Annotated in this window: 18 protein-coding genes; 9 read left to right on the top strand and 9 right to left on the bottom strand. The window is 36.4% G+C overall.

All coding sequences use genetic code 11. From position 1 onward, the window contains the following. Positions 1–27 precede the first annotated feature (27 nt). Positions 28–1,368, top strand: coding sequence for a bifunctional UDP-N-acetylglucosamine diphosphorylase/glucosamine-1-phosphate N-acetyltransferase GlmU (gene glmU / locus SIB53_RS07205; protein ID WP_413677572.1), 1,341 nt, complete (start codon positions 28–30; stop codon positions 1,366–1,368). Positions 1,369–1,382: 14 nt separating this feature from the next. On the opposite strand, the gene SIB53_RS07200 is transcribed toward glmU, so the two are convergent. From SIB53_RS07200 to menD, 4 genes are read right to left on the bottom strand one after another with little or no spacing between them, the layout of a single operon-like run. After that, positions 1,383–2,780 (bottom strand): UDP-N-acetylmuramoyl-tripeptide--D-alanyl-D-alanine ligase, encoded by a 1,398-nt coding sequence (locus SIB53_RS07200; RefSeq protein WP_413677571.1) that lies wholly within the window; start codon positions 2,778–2,780, stop codon positions 1,383–1,385. Between the two features lie 44 nt (positions 2,781–2,824). Next, positions 2,825–4,288 carry a glycogen synthase GlgA gene (gene glgA, locus SIB53_RS07195; RefSeq protein WP_413677570.1) on the bottom strand — a complete coding sequence of 488 codons (1,464 nt, stop codon included), beginning with the start codon at positions 4,286–4,288 and terminating at the stop codon, positions 2,825–2,827. Between the two features lie 48 nt (positions 4,289–4,336). Continuing rightward, positions 4,337–5,230 (bottom strand): 1,4-dihydroxy-2-naphthoyl-CoA synthase, encoded by an 894-nt coding sequence (gene menB / locus SIB53_RS07190; protein ID WP_413677569.1) that lies wholly within the window; start codon positions 5,228–5,230, stop codon positions 4,337–4,339. A gap of 15 nt (positions 5,231–5,245) precedes the next feature. Next, positions 5,246–7,042 (bottom strand): 2-succinyl-5-enolpyruvyl-6-hydroxy-3-cyclohexene-1-carboxylic-acid synthase, encoded by a 1,797-nt coding sequence (menD, locus tag SIB53_RS07185; RefSeq protein ID WP_413677568.1) that lies wholly within the window; start codon positions 7,040–7,042, stop codon positions 5,246–5,248. A gap of 63 nt (positions 7,043–7,105) precedes the next feature. Between menD and lepB the strand changes: the two genes are divergently transcribed. Both lepB and SIB53_RS07175 read left to right on the top strand, forming a co-directional pair. Next, on the top strand, positions 7,106–7,672 hold the full coding sequence (gene lepB / locus SIB53_RS07180; protein ID WP_413677567.1) for a signal peptidase I: 567 nt from the start codon (positions 7,106–7,108) through the stop codon (positions 7,670–7,672). A 62-nt stretch (positions 7,673–7,734) separates the two neighbouring features. Further along, complete coding sequence (locus SIB53_RS07175) at positions 7,735–8,079, top strand: DUF760 domain-containing protein (protein WP_011293575.1); 345 nt, start codon at positions 7,735–7,737, stop codon at positions 8,077–8,079. Here SIB53_RS07175 and SIB53_RS07170 read toward each other — a convergent pair. The 5 genes from SIB53_RS07170 to SIB53_RS07150 form a co-directional block, all read right to left on the bottom strand. Beyond that, entirely contained in the window at positions 8,076–9,257 is a 1,182-nt protein-coding gene (locus SIB53_RS07170) for a DUF4336 domain-containing protein (protein WP_413677566.1), read from the bottom strand. The genes SIB53_RS07175 and SIB53_RS07170 overlap by 4 nt on opposite strands. 12 nt (positions 9,258–9,269) lie before the next feature. Beyond that, entirely contained in the window at positions 9,270–10,142 is an 873-nt protein-coding gene (locus SIB53_RS07165; protein WP_269605073.1) for a metal ABC transporter permease, read from the bottom strand. Further along, on the bottom strand, positions 10,135–10,932 hold the full coding sequence (locus SIB53_RS07160; protein ID WP_413677565.1) for a metal ABC transporter ATP-binding protein: 798 nt from the start codon (positions 10,930–10,932) through the stop codon (positions 10,135–10,137). Before SIB53_RS07160 ends, SIB53_RS07165 begins: the two co-directional genes overlap by 8 nt. Next, positions 10,932–11,897 (bottom strand): metal ABC transporter substrate-binding protein, encoded by a 966-nt coding sequence (locus tag SIB53_RS07155; RefSeq protein WP_413677564.1) that lies wholly within the window; start codon positions 11,895–11,897, stop codon positions 10,932–10,934. The genes SIB53_RS07160 and SIB53_RS07155 overlap by 1 nt, the downstream gene beginning before the upstream one ends. A gap of 74 nt (positions 11,898–11,971) precedes the next feature. Next, on the bottom strand, positions 11,972–13,327 hold the full coding sequence (locus SIB53_RS07150) for a YcjF family protein (protein WP_413677563.1): 1,356 nt from the start codon (positions 13,325–13,327) through the stop codon (positions 11,972–11,974). Between the two features lie 230 nt (positions 13,328–13,557). On the opposite strand from SIB53_RS07150, the gene SIB53_RS07145 reads away from it, so the two are divergent. The 6 genes from SIB53_RS07145 to SIB53_RS07120 are packed head-to-tail and all read left to right on the top strand — an operon-like array spanning position 13,558 to position 20,669. Next, positions 13,558–14,088, top strand: a complete 531-nt coding sequence (locus tag SIB53_RS07145) for a hypothetical protein (protein WP_413679133.1) — start codon at positions 13,558–13,560, stop codon at positions 14,086–14,088. Then, positions 14,089–15,102, top strand: coding sequence for a tryptophan--tRNA ligase (trpS, locus tag SIB53_RS07140; RefSeq protein ID WP_413677562.1), 1,014 nt, complete (start codon positions 14,089–14,091; stop codon positions 15,100–15,102). Between the two features lie 5 nt (positions 15,103–15,107). Further along, entirely contained in the window at positions 15,108–17,033 is a 1,926-nt protein-coding gene (gene thrS, locus SIB53_RS07135) for a threonine--tRNA ligase (RefSeq protein WP_413677561.1), read from the top strand. Positions 17,034–17,055: 22 nt separating this feature from the next. Continuing rightward, the gene (locus SIB53_RS07130; protein WP_413677560.1) at positions 17,056–18,099 is read left to right on the top strand and encodes a glucokinase; all 1,044 of its coding nucleotides are present in this window, start codon (positions 17,056–17,058) and stop codon (positions 18,097–18,099) included. 11 nt (positions 18,100–18,110) lie between these two features. Beyond that, on the top strand, positions 18,111–19,058 hold the full coding sequence (gene thrB / locus SIB53_RS07125) for a homoserine kinase (RefSeq protein WP_413677559.1): 948 nt from the start codon (positions 18,111–18,113) through the stop codon (positions 19,056–19,058). Between the two features lie 57 nt (positions 19,059–19,115). Next, positions 19,116–20,669 (top strand): NAD(P)H-quinone oxidoreductase subunit 4, encoded by a 1,554-nt coding sequence (locus SIB53_RS07120; protein ID WP_413679132.1) that lies wholly within the window; start codon positions 19,116–19,118, stop codon positions 20,667–20,669.

The following is a 20,669-nucleotide window of genomic DNA, read 5'->3' as shown; positions in this document are numbered from 1 at the left end:
ATTAGATTTCTTCAAAAAAGTACTCTAATGCTTGCCATCGCAATTTTAGCGGCTGGAAAAGGTACGCGAATGAAAAGTAAACTGCCTAAGGTTCTTCACCCTTTGGCAGGAAAATCACTTATTGATAGGGTTTTGTCCTGTACTCAGGGGCTCAATCCAAACCGTAGATTAGTAGTTGTAGGACATCAATCAAACTTAGTAGAGGACTCTCTGAAGAGTTATCAAGACTTAGATTTTGTTCTGCAGCAACCTCAAAATGGAACAGGACATGCGATCCAGCAATTAAGTCCTAGATTAAAAGGATTTAATGGAGAACTTTTAGTATTAAATGGCGATGTACCACTGCTAAAAGAGGAAACTCTAAATTCACTTCTAGAATTTCACAAAGTTTCCAACGCGAGTGTAACTTTTTTATCTGCAACTTTAGACTCTCCAACAGGATATGGGCGAGTATTCACAGATGAGTCGGGACTTGTAAAAAAAATAATCGAAGAAAGAGATTGCACTAATGAACAGAAAAAAAACAAATTAATAAATGCTGGTATTTATTGTTTTGATTGGCAACAATTATCAGATGTTTTAAACTTATTATCTAAGCAAAATAGTCAAAATGAACTTTATCTAACAGATACTATAAGTCTACTCAAAAAAGCATTTCATTTGGAGGTAGATAATCCATTTGAGATAAAAGGCATTAATGATAGGTTTCAACTATCTGAATGTGAACATTACATTCAAGAAAAGCTTAAATCCTTATGGATGAGCAAGGGAGTTTCATTTATTGATCCTATTAGTTGTTCTCTGAGTGAGGATTCGAACTTTGGTACAGACGTAATTGTTGAGCCACAAACTCATCTTCGTGGTAAATGCAATATTGGCAATGGATGTCATTTAGGACCAGGTAGTGTCATAACAAATTCAACACTTGCGGAAAATGTATTAGCCATTCATTCATTCATCAATCAAGCAACGATTGGGAATAATACATCAATTGGTCCATTCGCTCATATAAGACCAGAATCAAACATAAGTGAAAATTCTAAAGTAGGAAACTTTGTAGAAATTAAAAAAAGTTTTATTGGTGAAGGAACAAAAATAAATCATTTAAGCTATGTCGGTGATTCAGTTCTGGGGAAAAATATTAATGTTGGAGCAGGGACTATTACAGCTAATTTTGATGGCAAAAATAAACATAGAACAATTATTAATGATTTTTCAAAAATCGGTGCAAATTCAGTCCTAGTTGCACCCATCAAGATTGGATCACATGTAACCATTGGTGCAGGCTCAACAATAAGCAAAGATATTCCTGATAAAAGTTTAGTAGTTGAAAGATCAAAAGCAATTATAAGAACTAAGACTGATTAACTACAAAAGCGAAATTATTGCTGTAAATAAGGTAATACTTTTTCTAATTCCAACTTACGACTACCTTTAATTAAAACATTATCTCCCGGTGAGAGCCATGGTAATAGAGAGAGAGCCGCATCTCTTGGTGTTCTTACTACATCATAATTTGGTAATTCTTTGAGTATCTTTTTTATAATATTAGATTCCTCCCCACAAGAGACAAAAACAATTCCAGCGAGACCTAATTCAACGGCTCTCTTAAGAACTTTCTGATGAAGTGAAATACTCTCAGATCCCAACTCAAGCATCGTACCTAAAACCGCAAAATGCCTGCCAGGCTTGCTTACTAATAACTCTAAAGATGCAATCACAGATTCGGGAGATGCATTATATGTCTCATCTAAAACTAAATATTGTCCACAGTCAACCAATCTATTTCTTCCCGTTGGCATATTTATTTTTAATTGATCAAGATTATTTATTGATAGTCCTAATTCTGTTGCGACAGTCAATGCCAAAAGAAAATTCATTGCATTATGTTTTCCTTCAAGGGGCAATTTAAATTTACTCCCCTCAAAAAACATGAAATTATTATTCATGTCAATTTGAGAAATATAATCTGGCTCGATATCTTTAAAAGCAAAATGCTCATCATTACGACCCAACAAATTAAGTGAAAAGCCTTCTATCGATACTCGAACAATACGTCCTGACCATTTTTCTAATAAAGCTTTTTCTAAGAGGTTGTCACCAAAAGGGATAATCACAACGCCATCAGATCTTAGATTTGACGTGATTTCCGACTTGGCTTTTGCAATATTTTCTCTACTACCAAGAATACCAATATGAGCTTGTCCCACATTTGTAATTACAGCAATATCTGGTTCAGCAACACGAGAAAGACGTTCAATTTGACCGAAGCCACGCATACCCATTTCAAGAACAAATGCAGCATCTGTTTCTAACCCTCTTAGCAGAGTTTTTGGAACACCAACATCATTATTTTCATTACCTCTACTTGAGACAATTTTACCAAGAGGAGACAGTATTGCCCGAATCAATTCTCTTGTAGTGGTTTTCCCAACAGAACCAGTAACAGCAACTACAGGAAGATTTAATTTTCTCCGATGAAGCAATGCGATCTGTTGGTAAGCATACAGAGTATTTGGGACTACCCAGTGAGGCAAGTTAGTTGGTACCAAACCATTAAATTTTTCAGAAACTATTGCTGCCTGAATACCAATATCAAAAGCCATATCCAAGTAATCATGGCCATCAAATTTATTGCCTACTAGGGGAACAAAGAAATCACCCTTTTCAATCGTCCTCGAATCAGTAGATATACGACCAACAGATAAATCAAGGTCTATTACCTTTTGATTGTCTGGCATACCCCATAGTTTAATTAAATCCTTAAAAGTAATAGCCATACAAATATTTGAACATAGGCAAAGTATTCTAAATACTTAAAATCCTATAATTTTAACTTTTTCCCTTTCCTTGAAGGATCTGCTTCTTGGCCGTAAGAAAACTTTTCAACCTCTGCAGCATCAGGAGAAGGCTCCTTAATTCCACAAACATCTTTATACATTAATTCATATTCCTTCGCGGATCTATCCCAACTATATTTATTTGACATTGCTCTTAATTGTAACTCCTTCCAACTTTTTTGATGTCTATATGCTTCCCAAGAACGAACTAATGCTGTATAAAAATCAATTGGTTCATACCGATCAAAGCAAAATCCGGAACCTGTTTCATTCATAGGATTATAAGGCTCTACGGTATCAACTAAACCGCCTACTTTCCTAACGATAGGAATGGCACCATAACGCATAGCTAATAATTGACTAATTCCACATGGCTCAAAACGACTAGGCATTAGAAATGCATCAGAGCCACCATAAATAAGTCTAGATAATGCATCATCGTAAGTGAGAAAAACAGAAAAACGACCAGGATACTCAATTGCGAGTTGCCATAAAGATGACTCTAAATAGCGATCTCCCGTCCCAAGAACAACGACCTGAGAGTCAGTATAAGAAAGAAGTCTATTGGCTACTTGTAGCAAAAGGTCAATACCTTTTTGATCCACAAGCCTACCAACCATTCCCATTAGATATTTATCTGGATTCACTTCAAGTCCCATTCTTTCTTGAAGGACTCTTTTATTAATTGCTCTACCAGAAATATTATCTACACTAAATTTAGCTGGCAATGAATTATCCGTTGCTGGATTCCACTCATCTAGATCAACTCCATTTAATATTCCACGTAATTTCCCAGAAATATAATTTAAAAGTCCCTCTAATTTTTCTCCATATTCAGATGTTCGAATTTCCCTTGAATAAGTAGGAGATACTGCATTCACTCTATCGGCGTATAACATTGCTGATGCCATGGTGTGATCACCATGCATATACCATGGACACCAAGTGATTTGATCAAGCTTCCATCTCCATGGGCCTTGATACTTGAGGTTATGAATAGTAAATACCGTGCTAATTTCGGGATCTTGATGCATCCAAACGGGGATCATTCCAGTATGCCAATCATGACAATGTAGGACTTGTGGTTTCCATGAGTTCCATGCAAATTCAGAGACTGCACTAGCAAAAAAAGTAAATCTCCAATCCTCATCTTCGCCTCCATAAATACGCTCAGAATCGAAACATGGATGTCCAACTAAATAAATTGTCAACCCATTAGAGGGATGCCTTGTTTCAAAAACAGCGAAGTCAACACCCATTGTATTGCCACGAAAGATAGGTTCAGGAGCAATATCCATCAAGGTCCATAATTTTCCATACCCTGGAATTATCAATCGAACGTCATGTCCAAGTTTTTTAAGCGCAGGAGGCAATGAACCAACGACATCACCCATACCTCCAACCTTTATCATTGGGGCACATTCAGCAGCAGCAAAAAGTATTCGCATTTAATTCATGAAAAAGAAAGATTTATCTTTTGGATAAACAAAATAAAATCATGGAAGCCATTTTGATTCGGAGAAATCAGGGTCCCTCTTCTCCATGAAAGCATTTCTTCCCTCCTTTGACTCATCAGTCGTATAAAAAAGATGTGTTGCCTGACCAGCAAGCTCTTGGATACCTGCTAATCCATCAGTATCGGCATTAAACGAAAATTTCAAACACTTTATAGCAGTAGGACTGTTTTGAAGTATTTCTCTTGCCCATTTAACTCCCTCTGACTCGAGCAAATTAATTGGTGAAATGGCATTTATTAGCCCCATGTTTAATGCTTCCTTTGCTCCATATTTCCTGCAAAGAAACCAAATTTCTCTGGCCTTCTTTTGACCTACAACCCTTGCTAAATAACTTGAACCAAACCCTGCATCAAAACTTCCAACCTTAGGGCCTGTTTGACCGAATATTGCATTATCTGCAGCCAAACTCAAATCACAAATTAAATGCAAAACATGTCCTCCCCCTATTGCAAAGCCAGGAACAAGTGCAATAACCACTTTAGGAAGGCTTCTAATTATACGTTGCAAATCAAGAACATTTAAACGCGGGATCCCATCATCACCGAGGTATCCTCCATTTCCACGTATAGCCTGATCTCCTCCAGAACAAAAAGCAAACCTTCCATCTTTGGAAGGTCCAACCCCTGTAAATAAAACCACTCCAATTTTCGGATCTTCTCTTATTCTGATGAATGCATCACAAAGTTCTGAAATTGTTTGAGGTCGAAAAGCATTTCTTTTCTCAGGACGATTTATCGCAACACGTGCAATTCCTTCATGACTTATGTCAAGCAGAATATCTTTATATTCTCCAAAAGAAACCCATGAGGTAATAATTTCCCCAGGGAGAACTCTTCTAGACATATTGTTAGGAGTAATAGGTTTTAAAGTCATTTTTTTAAATTAAATTTAGTCAAAACTCGATAAATTCTCAGATAAAGTTTTTTTTAGGTCATCACGTAAACTTACTCTCAATCTATGATCTTCAAGAGAGTTAGTACAAACTCTTATTAATACATTTGTTGACAAAGAAAAACTCCATTCAATTGCTTGTTCTAAATCATCCAAGCAAGCAACTTGCTTATATTTCAATCCATAGGCTTTAGCGAGTGTAAGATGACAAACTTGCTGAGGCATAAGAAAAATTTCTTCAAAATCGCCTTCTTCAATTCTATCTATATTTAATTGATTAAATATACCCCCTCCACCATTATCAATCATAATTACAATTAGACTAATATTTTTATCCCTTGAAAACAGCCAACCATTTGTATCATGAAGAAGTGCTAAATCACCAGTAAGCAATACCATTCTCCCCATAATTATTGATAATCCCATACCCATTGAGAGTGTCCCATCAATTCCTGAAGCCCCCCTAAAGCCAAAACACCTTCTTAGGAAAGCTCCCTCTCCCGAATAACTCAACCAATCTCTTATGGGACTACTTGAAGCAAGCATTACAGGGATAGAATCTGGTAACAAGCGAGGAAGCAATCTAGCCAAAGCAGGTTCAGTAATTAACCCATTTCTAAATAACCTTTTATCAAGCCAATCATGGATAAATAAATCATATTTTATAAGCTCTTTAGTCAACTTTTGACTAACAATTTTTGTATCTATTGCAGCCTTTACGGGAATACCCTCAAGCAATTTATTAACCCAACAAGAAAACCCTTCACTAAATTGTGTCGAGCCACCTATGGGATCAAGATTTCGATAATCTCCCTCAGTAATAAGTAATTGAACTTTTCCAGGTTTTTTAAGCCAAGTTTGTAATTCTCTACTTGGAGGTATTGGACCCAATCGTAAAACTTGAATCTCTTTGATTTTTTCAAATAAACCTATTGAGAAAAAAAGATCCCAGTGATTTATTAAACCCTCTTGATCATTTTCAACCCCTGAGAGTGGATCAGCAAGAATTGGCCATCCAGTTATTTTTTGCCATTTCTTTAATGCGCCCTTAAAAGAAACAAGTTGTTTTGGTTTTCCTCTCCATGGCCCAACAATAATTATTCCTAAAGAATGTGGATCTAATTTTGGTAGTTTTAAAGATGAAAAATTTTTACCAGTCTGAAAATTATTTGAAGTAATTTCATCCTTTAAAAATCCCTCAATGCGCCATCCATCAAGAACTTTATTCTGGTCAATTTCGGAAGGATGTAAAGGTTCTTCATAAGCAAGATTAATATGAACGGGTCCAGGAATGTTAGAAGCCATTTCGAATGATTTTCCAACTAAAGATGTCAGTCTCTCTTGAGAAATCAAATGAATTCCTTCTTTTGGAGATTCATCAAAATGTCTACAAACAGACTTAAGAAAATCCTGTTGATTAACTGCTTGATTGGCTCCACATTCTTTTAATCGCAAAGGTCTATCTGCTGTTAAAAACAACAGAGGATGGCATGACCTATCTGCTTCAACAGCAGCGGGCAAAAGATTTGCGACAGCACTTCCAGAAGTTGTAATGACACAACTTACTTGCCCACTAGCTGCACTTATTCCCAAAGCAAGGAATGCAGCCGACCTTTCGTCAATTGATGTTATGAGAATTAATTCTTTTCTTTTAGAGAGACTTGCTGCTGCTAAAGCAAGAGGGCCTGATCTGCTACCGGGGCAAAGTACAAAATATTTCACTCCCTTAGCGACTAGAGTTTTAAGGAGCTCTAAGCTGATAAAAAAATTGTAACGAGCTAATGAAATTGCCAAAAGAACAACTACTTCGATTTTTGTAAAAAGCTTTCCAACAAGAAACTAAAACAAAGAAAATTCATGACATCTACTGGATCAAAAAAGAATCAAAACCAAAATAGCTGGAAAGGATTGTTGGTTTGGATATTAATTGCGCTTTTATTAAGATGGCAAGCAGTTGAACCTAGATGGATTCCATCTGGATCAATGATTCCAACTTTGCAAATTCAAGACAGAATATTGATAGAGAAAATATCCCCAAGACTTAATAATAAACTAAATAAACATTTAAATTTAAATACGATTGTTATTTTCAAACCTCCAAAAATTCTTACAGAAGCTGGCTACAGCGATGGTTCAGCGCTAATAAAAAGAGTCGTTGGATTACCTGGAGACAAAATAGAAGTTACTAATGGGAAACTATATAGAAATGAAAAAGAAATAAATGAACCTTGGATTAAAGAGCCTATCCAATATGAAATGGACGCGATAAATGTACCTGACTATTCACTTTGGGTTTTAGGAGACAACCGAAATAACAGTTTAGACTCTCATATTTGGGGAGCTCTCCCAGAAAAAAATCTCATAGGTACGGCACTTGCAAGGTACTGGCCATTAAAAAAAATAGGACCTATTCGGTTCCCATAACCTAAATTAAATTTTATTGGAGTACGTTTTGCGATATTGTGTAATTAAATGGAAAAAACTGGATGTTTAATCCTGAATTTTTAGCTACAGACAATAATGAGGGCCATGAGGCAAATGCTCTAATTCAGTACTTACAAGATCAACCTGCTGACGTTTTGCAAAGAGTCGCAAAATCTGCCAGTCCCGAAATTCAAGAAATAATCCGACACAATGTTCAAGGTTTACTTGGAATGCTTCCTGGAGAGCAATTTGAGGTAAAAGTAACTTCTAGCAAGGACAATTTGGCTAGTTTATTAGCCTCTGCGATGATGACAGGGTATTTCCTTAGACAAATGGAGCAAAGGAAACAATTAGAGGAAACACTTTTGTCCGACGAGGAAATGTCAGTCGACCCAGATAAAATTTAATCCCCAAATTTTTCTAGAGGGTCTGTAGGGACTATACCGATTTTCAATAATTTTTGATCTAACCAACTCAAAAATCCAAAATCACCTTTGCTGTTAGCCCAGTCGGAATTATTAATTTTATTTTTTAATGCTTTTATTTCATAGTTTGAAAATCTAACTTTGCCGCTGTAGTGAGCAGAAATTAGCCATGAAATACCTTGTAAGGCCTCAACTTTATTTAACCAAGTTATTAAAGCCTTTTTTCCTCTAGGGAAAACCAGCCTTTCTATTACAGGAGCTATTTGTATGAGAGGAGTGTTGTTTTTCCCGACAAGTTTTTTAGCAGACAACTCCCAGCCTTTCTGCCAAGAGAAAGGATATATCCCAAAATGTGCTCTTTTATTTCTTAAATTTGGTTTAAAAGCGTTTCCAAAAATTTCTTTTATTTTTGGTATCTCCAACTTTTCAGGTCTTAAGTAGGAAGCAAAAAGAACCAAGCGAAGCCATCCTTTTTTTCTTGCAATTGGCGTATCGATAAGCTCTTCAACACCCTTCTCTCTTGAATGAAACAATAAAGGGGTAGGGTCTAAATCAAAAAGTTCTGGAGGAGTATCTTCAATTCCCACAAGTGCATCAGTAACCAATAAAGATTTTGATGGTTTATGAAAACAAGATATTTCTTGGAAGCGTCCTAATCCAATATCAATTGGTCCCAATGAAATCCATTCACAATAATCACTATGAGGGAATCCATCAGCCAATAAGATATTTGTTCTTTTAGAGGGAATTCCCAACCAATCAAAAGGCAACTGAAATGGGAAACTCCATTGCCCTGGGCAAACCCATATTTTTGAATCAGGAAAGGCTCTAGCCAAAGCAGGAAGAGCAATTTTATGTTCCAAACCAGAGGCCGTTGGTAAAACAATTGTTTTTACAGGACCGATTTTTTTCACAATTACATCAATGTCCCTTAGCAATTCTTCGGTAGGAGGGAGAGGGTTAATTATCATCAATCCATTCTTTACTCTTACAACCAATAGCCTCACTGGGACAGCTACATAATAAATACCCTGAAGTTGTTCAAAACTCCAAATCTGACCAGGAACTAATTCCTTGAATATTGTTCTTTTTCTTCCATAAGGATAGAGCGGTAAAAGTGGCCACCAACTCCATTTTTGTTCAGTAGAAAGGTTGCTCATTTTTTGCTAGATTTAATTATTATTTATAAAAGTTTGGTTTTTAAATATTCCATATCTTGGAGCGAATAAAAATGCTATTAGAAATATTAATGTTTGAACTAAAACGATAGATCCACCTGTTTCAATATCGGACCAATAACTTATATAAACACCTAGAATACTTGAGAATGAGCTGCTAATAACTGCTAATAAAGTCATTTGATCAAAACGATCAGTTAGCAAGTATGCTGTAGCACCAGGCGTAATAAGCATTGCTACTACAAGAATAATACCAACAGTTTGCAAACCAACTACTGCTGATAGAGATAGTAAAGTTAATAATAAATAATGGAGTATACCTGTATTAATTCCTATAGATCTAGCATGCTTAGCATCAAAACAATAAAGCATTAAATCTTTTCTAAATATAAGCAATATAGATATAACAATAAACGAAATTATTAAAGTCTGGTTAACATCTGAACGAGAAATTCCTAGAGGACTTCCAAAAAGTATTTGCATTAGATCAATATTACTTTTAATTTTTGAAACCAATACAAGGCCTAATGCAAAAAAGCCAGTAAAAACAAGTCCTATTACTGTATCTTCTTTAATTCTAGATTTCTGTTTAACAAATCCAATCAAAGCAACTGAACCAACTCCAAAAACAAAAGCACCTAAGGAAAAAGGGAGCCCTAATGCATAAGCGACAACCACCCCTGGCATAACCGCATGGGAAACCGCGTCACCCATTAATGCCCAACCTTTTAAGGTCATATAACAAGATAAAAGGCCACAAACACCTCCCACTAATGCGCTAACCATTAAAGCTCTTCTCATAAAGTCATGAGTTAATGGATCCAATAGCCAATCAATTGGCGTAATGGAAATTAGAAATTCACTCATTTATAAAATCTTTACTTGAAGTGGGCCCTGATAAAGGATTTGGTGGAATACCTCCAAATGTTTTATTTAGATTTTCCGAAGTGAAAACTTGCGAGGTTTCACCATAAGCAAGAACAGTCTTATTGATTAGGACAACAAAATCACAAAAATCTCTCACATGATTCAAATCATGAGTAGATATCAAAATAGTATGACCTTCTTGTCGAAACTGAAGAAATAGCTCAGCCATAAGCTTTTCAGTAGGGACATCAACGCCCGAAAAAGGCTCGTCTAAAAGAAGTACTGATGCCCGCTGAGCAATTGCTCTTGCAAGAAAAGCTCTTTTGCGTTGCCCTCCTGATAAAGATCCTATTGGTCTCTCTCTGAGATCCAAAAGATCAACTCTTTCAAGGGCATGAACAACGGCTCTCCTATCAGATTCTCTTGGTATTCGGAAAATATTCATAGCGCCATATCTCCCCATCATCACAACATCCCAAACGCTAACGGGAAATGAATAATCTATACCTTCATTTTGTGGAACATATGCAACCGATTGCTCCTTCTGGGCTTGATTAACCTTTATACCATTTATCCTGATTTTACCCCTTGAAGGCCTAACAAAACCCATTAGAGCCTTGAAAAAAGTTGATTTTCCTGCACCATTCATCCCCACAAGACCACATATAGATCCCGCTTTTAAATTTAAACTTGCGTCATATAGAGCGACTGTGCCGTTGTAGTCAACACAAACTTGGTCTGCCTCAATACGCATAAAATCTTTCTCATGGCTTTTAAAAATTGGGTTCATTATTTTTTAACTTCTGAAATGGATAGGCCCTTAGTAATTAATCGAACATTGTGCCTTAGTAAATCTATATAGGTAGGAGCAGGACCATTTAGATCTGAGAGTGAATCAACGTAGAAGGTCCCACCAAAAAAAGCTCCGCTTGATTTCGCGACTTCCATTTGTGCATCTGCACTGACAGTACTTTCGCAAAAAATTGTTGGGACTTCATTTTCTTTGATTTTTTTTATTAGATTCACCATTCTCCTAGGGGTTACTTGACTTTCAGCATTAACTGGCCACAAATATGCCTCTTTCATTCCGTAATCACGGGCCAGATAAGTAAAGGCTCCTTCACATGTCACCAAAAATCTTCTTTCTTTAGGAATAGAGAATAAAGAATCTCTTAGCTCTTTATCAAGCCTTTCAAGTTTAGCTTTATAGGTTGAAGCGTTAGATGAGTATTCAAGAGCTCCATCAGGATCGATTTTAATAAAAGCATCAACTATTTTATCTACATAATTCATAGCTCTTTTGGGCGACATCCAGGCATGAGGATTTGGCTTCCCTGAATAAGCATCTCCCTCTATCAATAATGGCTTCATCCCCTCGGTTAATTTCACATTGGGAATATCACCCGTGCTAATCATAAATTTCGAAAACCATGCTTCAAGACCTAAACCATTTTCAATAATCAGTTTTGCTCCTTTAGTTTTTACAATATCACTAGGTGTAAATTGATAACTATGGATTTCTGCTCCTGGTTTCGTTATTGATTTAACTATAAGTCTATCCCCAGCAACATTTCTAGCAAGATCGGCCAAAATTGTAAAAGTAGTTAAAACGAAAGGCTTATCATTGCTTGTTCTATAAGTGTTTTTATTTACACATCCTGTCAGGAATAAAATATTTAATGCAAGAAAAATAGATAAACTAAGTATCTTATTTTTCTTATAAATATACTCAGAAAAAACCTTTTTATTAAACATATATTTGAAATTAGAAAATATTAATATTTTATCTAAATATAAGTCAAAGATATACCAGAAGAAAAGTTATAAACTTAAACTGATTTAACTTTGTAATTAATAGATTGAGAATGAATCCATTCTTTTGATTGCTTTAAAAAAGCCACCCAATCAACTCTTTCTAGCTCAGCAGCTTGTGATACTAGTTGAGGAGCTTGTTGCTTAATAAGTTCTAAATCAGGTTGAGTTACTCCATTATTGAGAGCCATCCAATCAGCCATTGATCTCCCAACCACTCTTGTTAAATAAGCAGCACTCAAGGCCTGAATTGTTCCAGCAGCAACCCAAGAGGAGCCATCAAGCTTTGCCAAGCTCAACAAGGACTGTCCACTCCATTCGACCACTCCTTGAGCAATTGCAGCCATTGCTAGTTGTCGTGAGACCGCCTCAAGCAATTCAGGCTTCATTTTGGAAGACCATATTTTCGACATTTCTTTGATCATCAAGCCATTAACCACTGCAACTGCAAGCAAATCAGTTGAGGCGACAGGGGAGGCGAAAACGATACCAGCAACTATCCACTGAGATCTTGTTTGAATAACCTTGAATTTTTCTCTTCTTAATTTTTCTAAATCTTTTTGCCAAGAAGTATGCAATCGAGACAAAAGTCTTTGCTTAGTAATGTCTGTATTCTTCTTTGGATTTTCAAGAAGTTTCTTAATTGGAGAAAGAACCGTTGCCATTTCTGTTTGAGATCCATCCCATTTCAATACTCTGTTTGTCCATCTATCTGGCAATTGAGCCTCTAATGCATTTCGCTCATCAGACCAATCAGTAGATTCTTTACTGGCAACCATTAGCCAGGCTGGCTGATCTGTAGGGATATTTTTAATCCACAAAAGATCAGCTGCGCTCATTGGAAGTGCCAAAGAATAAACAATAAAATCTTGCTCTTGGATTAAATCTGGCAAAATCCAATTTCGATCTCTTACAGGAAGAGCTGATGGAAAAGAAACTTTTATTTGATTATTTATTCCTAAAACTTTTTCCAATTGCTCTTTATCAGGTAGTTTTACGCCTTTTGTTTTCAAGAAACCAATGCTTTGATCTTCGCTTCTATCAATAATCTTTTGCAAGGAATTAATTCTTTCTTTTTTCCTTTCACTTTGCTCTCCATCCTCAAGTAAGTACTCGAAATTCTCTAAAACGTCATGACATCTTCTTACCCATCCTTGAACAGTAGAGGGAGCATCAAATGAAACCTTTCCTGGTTTTAAAAAATAAAAAATACAACCAAGTCCTAATAGCAATCCAAGTCCACCCCCAGGGATATGGGCCACATCACTTAAAACCCATTGACCTGTAATAGTTAGCCCAATAAAAAGACTAATTTTCGGAATCGAAAAAGAAGGTAAGGAGAGAGGAGATTTTGTTAATGAATGATTTTCCACGATTTGAATAAATACAGTTTCTTCTTAGCTAACTTTCATTTTAAAGCAAATTTTCCCTTAATAACCGCAAAGAAAGAAGGTTTTACGTTTTTAAGAAGAAAAATTTATGCCTAAAGAAATCAAATCATTCCGCTGGGATCAATATCATTAGATGTGAAAGTGCTAATCAAGATATTCAAATATGTCGCAAAAGTACCGGCTATGCGTCACACTTGCCCCTATTGGCAAATATGTTCATGGGTGACTCTTACACCAATAATCAGTCAGGTGGTGGCGATTTCCAAAACCAAAGACAAAATGGTCGTAATAATTTCAGAGGTGGCCGAGGTCCTAACAATAGAGAGGGAGGCTTTCGTATTCGCTTAAGTGATAATGAAATGCGAGCAGCTAGATCATTACAAGAAGCCTTTAATCTTCGTTCTACTGTTGCTGTTTTAGGTTTCGCAGTAAGAACTCTTGCCCAGATGCTTGAAGACGGAAGTCTTGAAAATTTAGTCAACGAATATAGGTCTCAAGCGCCCGCCAATGACCAAAGAAGAGGCAGGGGTAACAGGGGAAACTATAACGGTGAAAATAACAACTCAGCCAACACAAAGCCCAACCCTTTTGCAAGACCAGAAAAGCCAGTTAAACAACAAGAGGTAGCTGATACTGATCAGGCAAACAATGTTGCTCAAGATCCTGCAGAAAAAGATAATGATGAAGCAACAGAAGCAAGTTCAAACGAAGATGATTCCACAAATACAAGCGAGCAAGGATAAGTGAATCAGAAGCGAGTCTTATCTGGTGTTCAACCCACAGGAGATGTTCATATTGGTAATTGGCTTGGAGCAATAAGAAATTGGGTTGAATTACAAGAAAATTATGAAACATTTGTCTGCGTTGTTGATCTTCATGCGATAACGACTCCGCATGACCCAAAATCTCTTTATCAAAATTCTTTATCTACAGCGGCTTTGTATATCGCTTGTGGGATGAATCCTGATAAATGCTCAATATTCATTCAAAGTCAGATAAGCGCCCATAGCGAGCTTTGCTGGATATTAAATTGCTTAACTCCTTTAAACTGGATGGAGAGAATGATTCAGTTCAAGGAAAAGTCAATTAAACAAGGCGACAATGTATCTATTGGATTATTAGATTATCCAGTCCTTATGGCAGCGGATATTCTTCTCTATGACGCTGATTTGGTTCCTGTTGGAGAAGATCAAAAGCAGCATCTAGAGCTTGCGAGAGATATTGCTTCTCAACGAGTTAATTCAAAATTCGGAACAAAAGATAATCCAATACTTAAAGTTCCAAATCCCTTAATTTTGAGAGAGTGTTCCAAAGTCATGAGCCTCACAGACGGAACAAAGAAAATGAGTAAAAGCGACCCAAATGAAAATAGTAGGATTACTTTGTTAGACAGTCCAGATGTAATTACTAAAAAAATAAAACGTGCAAAAACCGACTCAGAATTAGGATTAGAATTCGGAAATCCTTCAAGACCTGAAGCTGATAATCTTTTAACAATTTATTCAATAATTTCTGGCCTAGGTAGAGAAAAAGCAGCTGAGAATTGTGCAGAAATGGGCTGGGGTAAATTCAAGCCAGAATTTACAGAAGCAATGATTAACGTTCTCAAACCAATTCAAGCAAAATATAAAGAATTAATGAATGATCCAGAAGAGTTAAAAAGAATACTAAATAAAGGCAAGCTTACTGCTGAGGAGGTTTCTAAGTTAACATTAAATAGAGTTAAAGAAGCTCTAGGATTTTATTCAAGTTTGTAGAAATTATGCCAATAATTACATTACCTGATGGAACTGAAAAAAAATATGATTCCGCTGTAACCATAGATCAAATAGCATCAGAGATTGGTCCTGGTTTAGCAAAAGCAGCGCTAGCGGGGAGAGTGAATGGGGAATTAATCGATACTTGTATTCCTATAACTGAAAATTCTCATGTACAGATTATTACATCTAAAGATGATGAAGGACTAGAAATTATTAGACATTCATTCGCTCATCTTCTTGGACATGCTGTAAAGCAATTATACCCCGAAGCAAAAATGGCAATAGGGCCAGTAATTGAAGATGGTTTTTATTATGATATTTCTTATAAAGATACCTTCACTCCTGATGATCTTCTAAGAATTGAGAAAAGAATGAAAGAGTTAGTTAATAGAGATTATAATGTAGGTGTTGAAATAGTTAGTCCAGAGAAAGCAGCGGAAGTTTTTACTGATAGAGGTGAAATTTTCAAGCTAGACATAGTTAAAAATATACCCAAAAATGAAATCATAAAGTTATACAAACATCAAGAATATATTGATATGTGCAGAGGTCCTCATGTGCCAAATACAAGGCATCTAAGAGTATTTAAGCTAATGAAAGTATCCGGGGCTTATTGGCGCGGCGACTCTAACAATGAAATGCTACAACGAATATATGGGACAGCTTGGAAAAGCTCTAAAGAATTAAAAGAATATATCTCTAGAATTGAAGAAGCTGAGAAAAGAGATCATAGAAAGTTAGGGAAAAAGTATTCACTTTTTCACTCACAAGATGAAGCACCAGGTATGGTTTTTTGGCACCCTAAAGGGTGGACTATTTATAGAATTTTAGAAGATTACATTCGGGAAACCATCACAAAATATGATTATCAAGAAGTTAAATCTCCGCAAGTAGTTGATAGGAGTCTTTGGGAGAAATCAGGTCATTGGGATAAATTTAAAGAAGATATGTTTACTACAACTTCAGAGAACAGGGAATATGCAATAAAACCTATGAATTGTCCATGCCACATACAAATATTCAATCAAGGTTTAAAAAGCTATCGAGATCTACCTATCAGACTTTCAGAATTTGGTTCTTGTCATCGCAATGAGCCTTCTGGTGCACTACATGGCTTAATGAGAGTAAGAAATTTTGTTCAAGATGATGCACACATATTTTGTACCGATGAACAAATCCAAGAAGAAGTCCAAAATTTTATTGATTTGGTATTTGAGGTTTATAGAACCTTTGGCTTTGATTCAATTCTTATTAAGCTATCAACAAGACCAGAGAAAAGGGTTGGGAGTGATGATATTTGGGATAAATCAGAAAAAGCCTTATCTGAGGCACTTGATTCAAAAGGATTAGATTGGTCGCTACTCCCTGGAGAAGGTGCCTTTTATGGTCCAAAAATAGAATTCTCCTTAAAAGATTGCCTCAACAGAGTATGGCAGTGCGGAACAATTCAAGTGGATTTCTCCATGCCTCAAAGGCTCAATGCAAGTTATATAGATATTACAGGTAGGAAAGAAACACCTGTAATGCTTCACAGAGCTATTTTAGGTTCTTTTGAAAGATTTATTGGTATTTTAATTGAGAATTATTCAGGAAATTTTCCTACATGGTTATCACCTGTTCAAATAATGATTATGGGCATAACTGATAGAAATAATGAAGCATGTTTTAGTGCTAAAGATAAATTAGTTGACTTTGGGTTTAGAGCTGAAATTGATATCAGAAATGAAAAAGTCGGTTTTAAAATACGAGAACATACTATGCAAAGAATACCTTTCTTGATAATTATTGGAGATAAGGAAGAAGAGAATAATGAAATCTCAGTAAGGACAAGAGAAGGTAAAGATCTTGGAAATATGAGTATTGATAAGTTTAAATTAATAATTGACGAATCAATTAGTAAAAAAGGTATACAAGTTAATCAATCCTAGGCCAAAACTATTTTAAAAACAAATGAATTTACTTTCTGGAGATCTTGGAGGGACTAAAACAATATTAGCTGTTTATTCAAACGAGAACCATCCAAAAAAACTATTTGAAAAGTACTATATTTCGTCAGAATGGAAATCTTTCTACTCAATATTTGAAGACTTTATTAAACATTTACCAGGTTATATATCACTCCCTGAATATGGTTGTATTGGTGTAGCAGGACCAATAAATAATCATAAAGTTAAGATTACAAATCTAGGCTGGGATATAGCAACAGAAGAATTATCTCAGCTTTCAAAAATAAATAATATTGAAATAATAAATGATTTCTCAGTTTTAATATATGGGATTCCATTTTTCAAAAATGACCAATATGAAGTAATCCAAGGAACATTAAACCCTGAGACCAAAACCAACCAAGAATTAGTTGCAATTATTGGAGCTGGTACTGGCTTAGGAATGTCCAGAGGATTAATTACACCTAAAAGCATTTTTATATTTCCAAGTGAAGGAGGTCATCGAGAATTTTCCCCAAGAACAGAAAACGAATGGGAATTAGTCAAATGGCTAAAAAAGAAGCTAAATATTCAAAGAGTATCGATTGAAAGAATAGTCAGTGGGACTGGCCTTGGAATGATTGCGAGATGGAAATTGGATGATCCATTAAATGAAAACCACCCACTTCAGGAAACTTTAAAAAAAATGGATAGTGACAAATCAGCTTTCACAGATTTACCCGCACTTGTTTGGGAAAAAGCAAGTAACGGAGACAAATTAATGTCTGAGGCTTTGCAATTATGGCTAAATGCTTATGGATCTACAGCTGGAGACCTTGCTTTACAAGAACTTTGCTCTTCAGGGTTATGGATTTCAGGTGGAACAGCCGCAAAAAACCTCGATGGAATAAACTCTTCTAACTTCCTAAATGCATTTAGTAATAAGGGTCGCTTTCAATCTTATTTAAAGGAAATCCCATTGATTGTTCTTAAAGATCCAGAAGCGACTTTATTCAGTTCAGCTTGCAGAGCACGCTTAAGTGCCGAATCAAATGGGAGACTTAGCTAAAGGATAAAAACATGGGGCCGCCAAAAATAGGACAAACTGTCGTAGTAGAAGTTCCTTCTACTACAGCCAATATTGGTCCAGGGTTTGATTGTCTTGGTGCAGCATTAGATCTTTCCAATCAGTTCACTATTAAAAGGATTGAGGGTAATGCTGAAAGGTTTGAATTAATAATGGAAAGTACTGAAGGTAATCATTTAAGAGGCGGCCCTGAGAATCTTTTTTATCGAGCCGCGCAAAGAGTTTGGAGAACTGCAGGTGTTGAGCCTGTCGCTCTTGAAGCAAGAGTAAAATTAGCTGTGCCTCCTGCAAGAGGGCTTGGAAGCAGTGCTACAGCAATTGTGGCAGGACTAGTTGGAGCAAATGCACTTGCTGGATATCCTTTGCCTAAGGAAAAATTATTGGAGCTGGCAATAGATATAGAAGGTCATCCAGACAATGTTGTTCCGTCTTTAATAGGAGGTCTTTGCGTAACAGCTAAAACTGCAAACGACAGATGGCGCGTAGTCCGCTGTGATTGGGATCAATCAATAAAAGCAGTAGTTGCAATCCCATCTATTCGCCTTAGCACCAGTGAAGCAAGGCGTGTCATGCCAGAAAACATTCCAGTAAATGATGCAGTAATAAATTTAGGAGCCCTCACGCTTCTGCTTCAAGGACTAAGGACTGGAAATGAGGATCTAATTGCAGACGGCATGCATGACAAGCTTCATGAACCATACAGATGGGGACTGATCAAAGGTGGGTTAGAAGTAAGAGAAGCAGCAAAGGCTGCCGGAGCTTTAGGATGTGCAATTAGTGGAGCAGGACCAAGCATTCTTGCCTTGTGCAAAGCGACTAAAGGCCGAGAAGTCAGTGTCGCAATGGTCAAAGCCTGGGAAGCTGCTGGTGTAGCAAGTCGTGCTCCTTTAATGAGCCTCCAACTAAGAGGAAGTGAATGTGTTTCAAACACCTTTGGGTAGTTCTACTCATGAAAACGAACAAAAACTGATAGCTTTATGGCTGACTTGCCCCAAATCATGGATGCCAATATGCCTATGAGTATCGATTCTCAGACAGTATTTCCATGGCTTTCACTCATTGTTCTCCTACCCATAGTTGGAGCCTTGATAATGCCTTTCCTCCCAACGCAAGAAAGTAAAAACTCTAATCTGCCAAGAAATATAGCCCTAGTTATTTTATTAGCTGATTTTCTAATAATTGTATTAGCTTTTGCCAATTTGTTTGATCCAAGTAGCGAAAGTCTGCAGTTGGTTGAAAGGCTTCAGTGGCTTCCTTCAATAGGACTCGAATGGTCATTAGGTGTAGATGGTATATCTGCACCGCTAGTAGTTCTTAGCGGGCTTATAACTTTTTTGTCCGCAGCTGCAAGTTGGAAAGTTAAACAAAAAACAAGGCTTTACTTTGCTTTATTACTGATTCAAGCTTCAGCCCAAGCTTTAGTTTTCCTATCACAAGATTTCTTACTATTCTTTTTAGCTTGGGAGCTTGAACTTGTTCCTGTATATTTATTGATTGCTATTTGGGGAGGGAAAAGAAAACTATATGCAGCAACAAAATTCATCCTTTATACAGCTCTAGCTTCCCTTTTAATATTAATTAGTGGGCTTGCTTTAGCTCTTTCTGGAGATCAATTTACATTTAATTTAAGTGAAATTGCAGCCAAATCGTTTACTGGTAATTTTGGAATATTTTGTTATTTAGGTTTTTTAATTGGTTTTGGAGTAAAGCTTCCTATCTTTCCACTTCATACCTGGCTACCAGATGCTCATGGGGAGGCAAATGCACCGGTTTCAATGTTGTTGGCAGGTGTTTTGTTAAAAATGGGAGGTTACGCTCTTATAAGATTTAACGTCCAAATATTACCTGACACTCATTTAATACTCGCCCCAGCTTTAATCATTATTGGGATAGTAAATATTATTTATGGCGCTCTAAATGCTTTTGCTCAAGACAATGTAAAAAGGCGCATAGCCTGCAGTTCTGTAAGTCATATGGGTTTTGTTCTTGTTGGGATTGGTGCAGTTAATGCACTTGGAATCAGTGGAGCGATGCTCCAAATGATTAGCCATGGACTAATCGCTGCAGCAATGTTTTTTGTTACTGGAAGTTTTTATGAAAGAACCAATACTCTTTCAATCCCGAATATGGGCGGTCTTGCAAAGGCTTTGCCAATTACTTTTGCATTCTTCTTAGCCAGTTCTTTAGCATCACTTGCCTTACCAGGGATGAGTGGGTTTATAAGTGAAATCACGGTTTTTTTAGGCATAACTAGTCAAGAAGGCTTCACCTCTTTATTTAGAGCAATAACAATTCTTTTAGCAGCTATTGGACTAGTCTTAACGCCTATCTACCTTCTTTCAATGTGTAGGAGAGTATTCTTTGGCCCAAGGATACCCGCTTTATCGATAGTCAAAGAAATGGATGCTAGAGAGCTTTCGATTGGTTTAAGCCTCTTAGTTCCTACATTAGTAATAGGTTTTTGGCCAAGGATAGCTATTGATTTATATGAGGTATCAACAAATGCTCTCGCACAATCATTAATTACCAATAACCTTGTACCAATCAGTTAG

The organism is Prochlorococcus sp. MIT 0916, from assembly GCF_047305155.1.
GTDB lineage: Bacteria > Cyanobacteriota > Cyanobacteriia > PCC-6307 > Cyanobiaceae > Prochlorococcus_B.
The sequence above is the reverse complement of the archived record's forward strand: the minus strand, read 5'-3'. Positions and strand labels throughout refer to the sequence as shown.

Bases quoted from the DNA above. Each gene is read 5' to 3' on its own strand.
- glmU (WP_413677572.1), top strand. From the start codon at position 28: ATGCTTGCCATCGCAATTTTAGCGGCTGGAAAAGGTACGCGAATGAAA.
- SIB53_RS07200 (WP_413677571.1), bottom strand. From the start codon at position 2,780: ATGGCTATTACTTTTAAGGATTTAATTAAACTATGGGGTATGCCAGAC.
- glgA (WP_413677570.1), bottom strand. From the start codon at position 4,288: ATGCGAATACTTTTTGCTGCTGCTGAATGTGCCCCAATGATAAAGGTT.
- menB (WP_413677569.1), bottom strand. From the start codon at position 5,230: ATGACTTTAAAACCTATTACTCCTAACAATATGTCTAGAAGAGTTCTC.
- lepB (WP_413677567.1), top strand. From the start codon at position 7,106: ATGACATCTACTGGATCAAAAAAGAATCAAAACCAAAATAGCTGGAAA.
- SIB53_RS07175 (WP_011293575.1), top strand. From the start codon at position 7,735: ATGTTTAATCCTGAATTTTTAGCTACAGACAATAATGAGGGCCATGAG.
- SIB53_RS07170 (WP_413677566.1), bottom strand. From the start codon at position 9,257: ATGAGCAACCTTTCTACTGAACAAAAATGGAGTTGGTGGCCACTTTTA.
- SIB53_RS07165 (WP_269605073.1), bottom strand. From the start codon at position 10,142: ATGAGTGAATTTCTAATTTCCATTACGCCAATTGATTGGCTATTGGAT.
- SIB53_RS07160 (WP_413677565.1), bottom strand. From the start codon at position 10,932: ATGAACCCAATTTTTAAAAGCCATGAGAAAGATTTTATGCGTATTGAG.
- SIB53_RS07155 (WP_413677564.1), bottom strand. From the start codon at position 11,897: ATGTTTAATAAAAAGGTTTTTTCTGAGTATATTTATAAGAAAAATAAG.
- SIB53_RS07145 (WP_413679133.1), top strand. From the start codon at position 13,558: ATGTTCATGGGTGACTCTTACACCAATAATCAGTCAGGTGGTGGCGAT.
- thrS (WP_413677561.1), top strand. From the start codon at position 15,108: ATGCCAATAATTACATTACCTGATGGAACTGAAAAAAAATATGATTCC.
- SIB53_RS07130 (WP_413677560.1), top strand. From the start codon at position 17,056: ATGAATTTACTTTCTGGAGATCTTGGAGGGACTAAAACAATATTAGCT.
- thrB (WP_413677559.1), top strand. From the start codon at position 18,111: ATGGGGCCGCCAAAAATAGGACAAACTGTCGTAGTAGAAGTTCCTTCT.
- SIB53_RS07120 (WP_413679132.1), top strand. From the start codon at position 19,116: ATGGATGCCAATATGCCTATGAGTATCGATTCTCAGACAGTATTTCCA.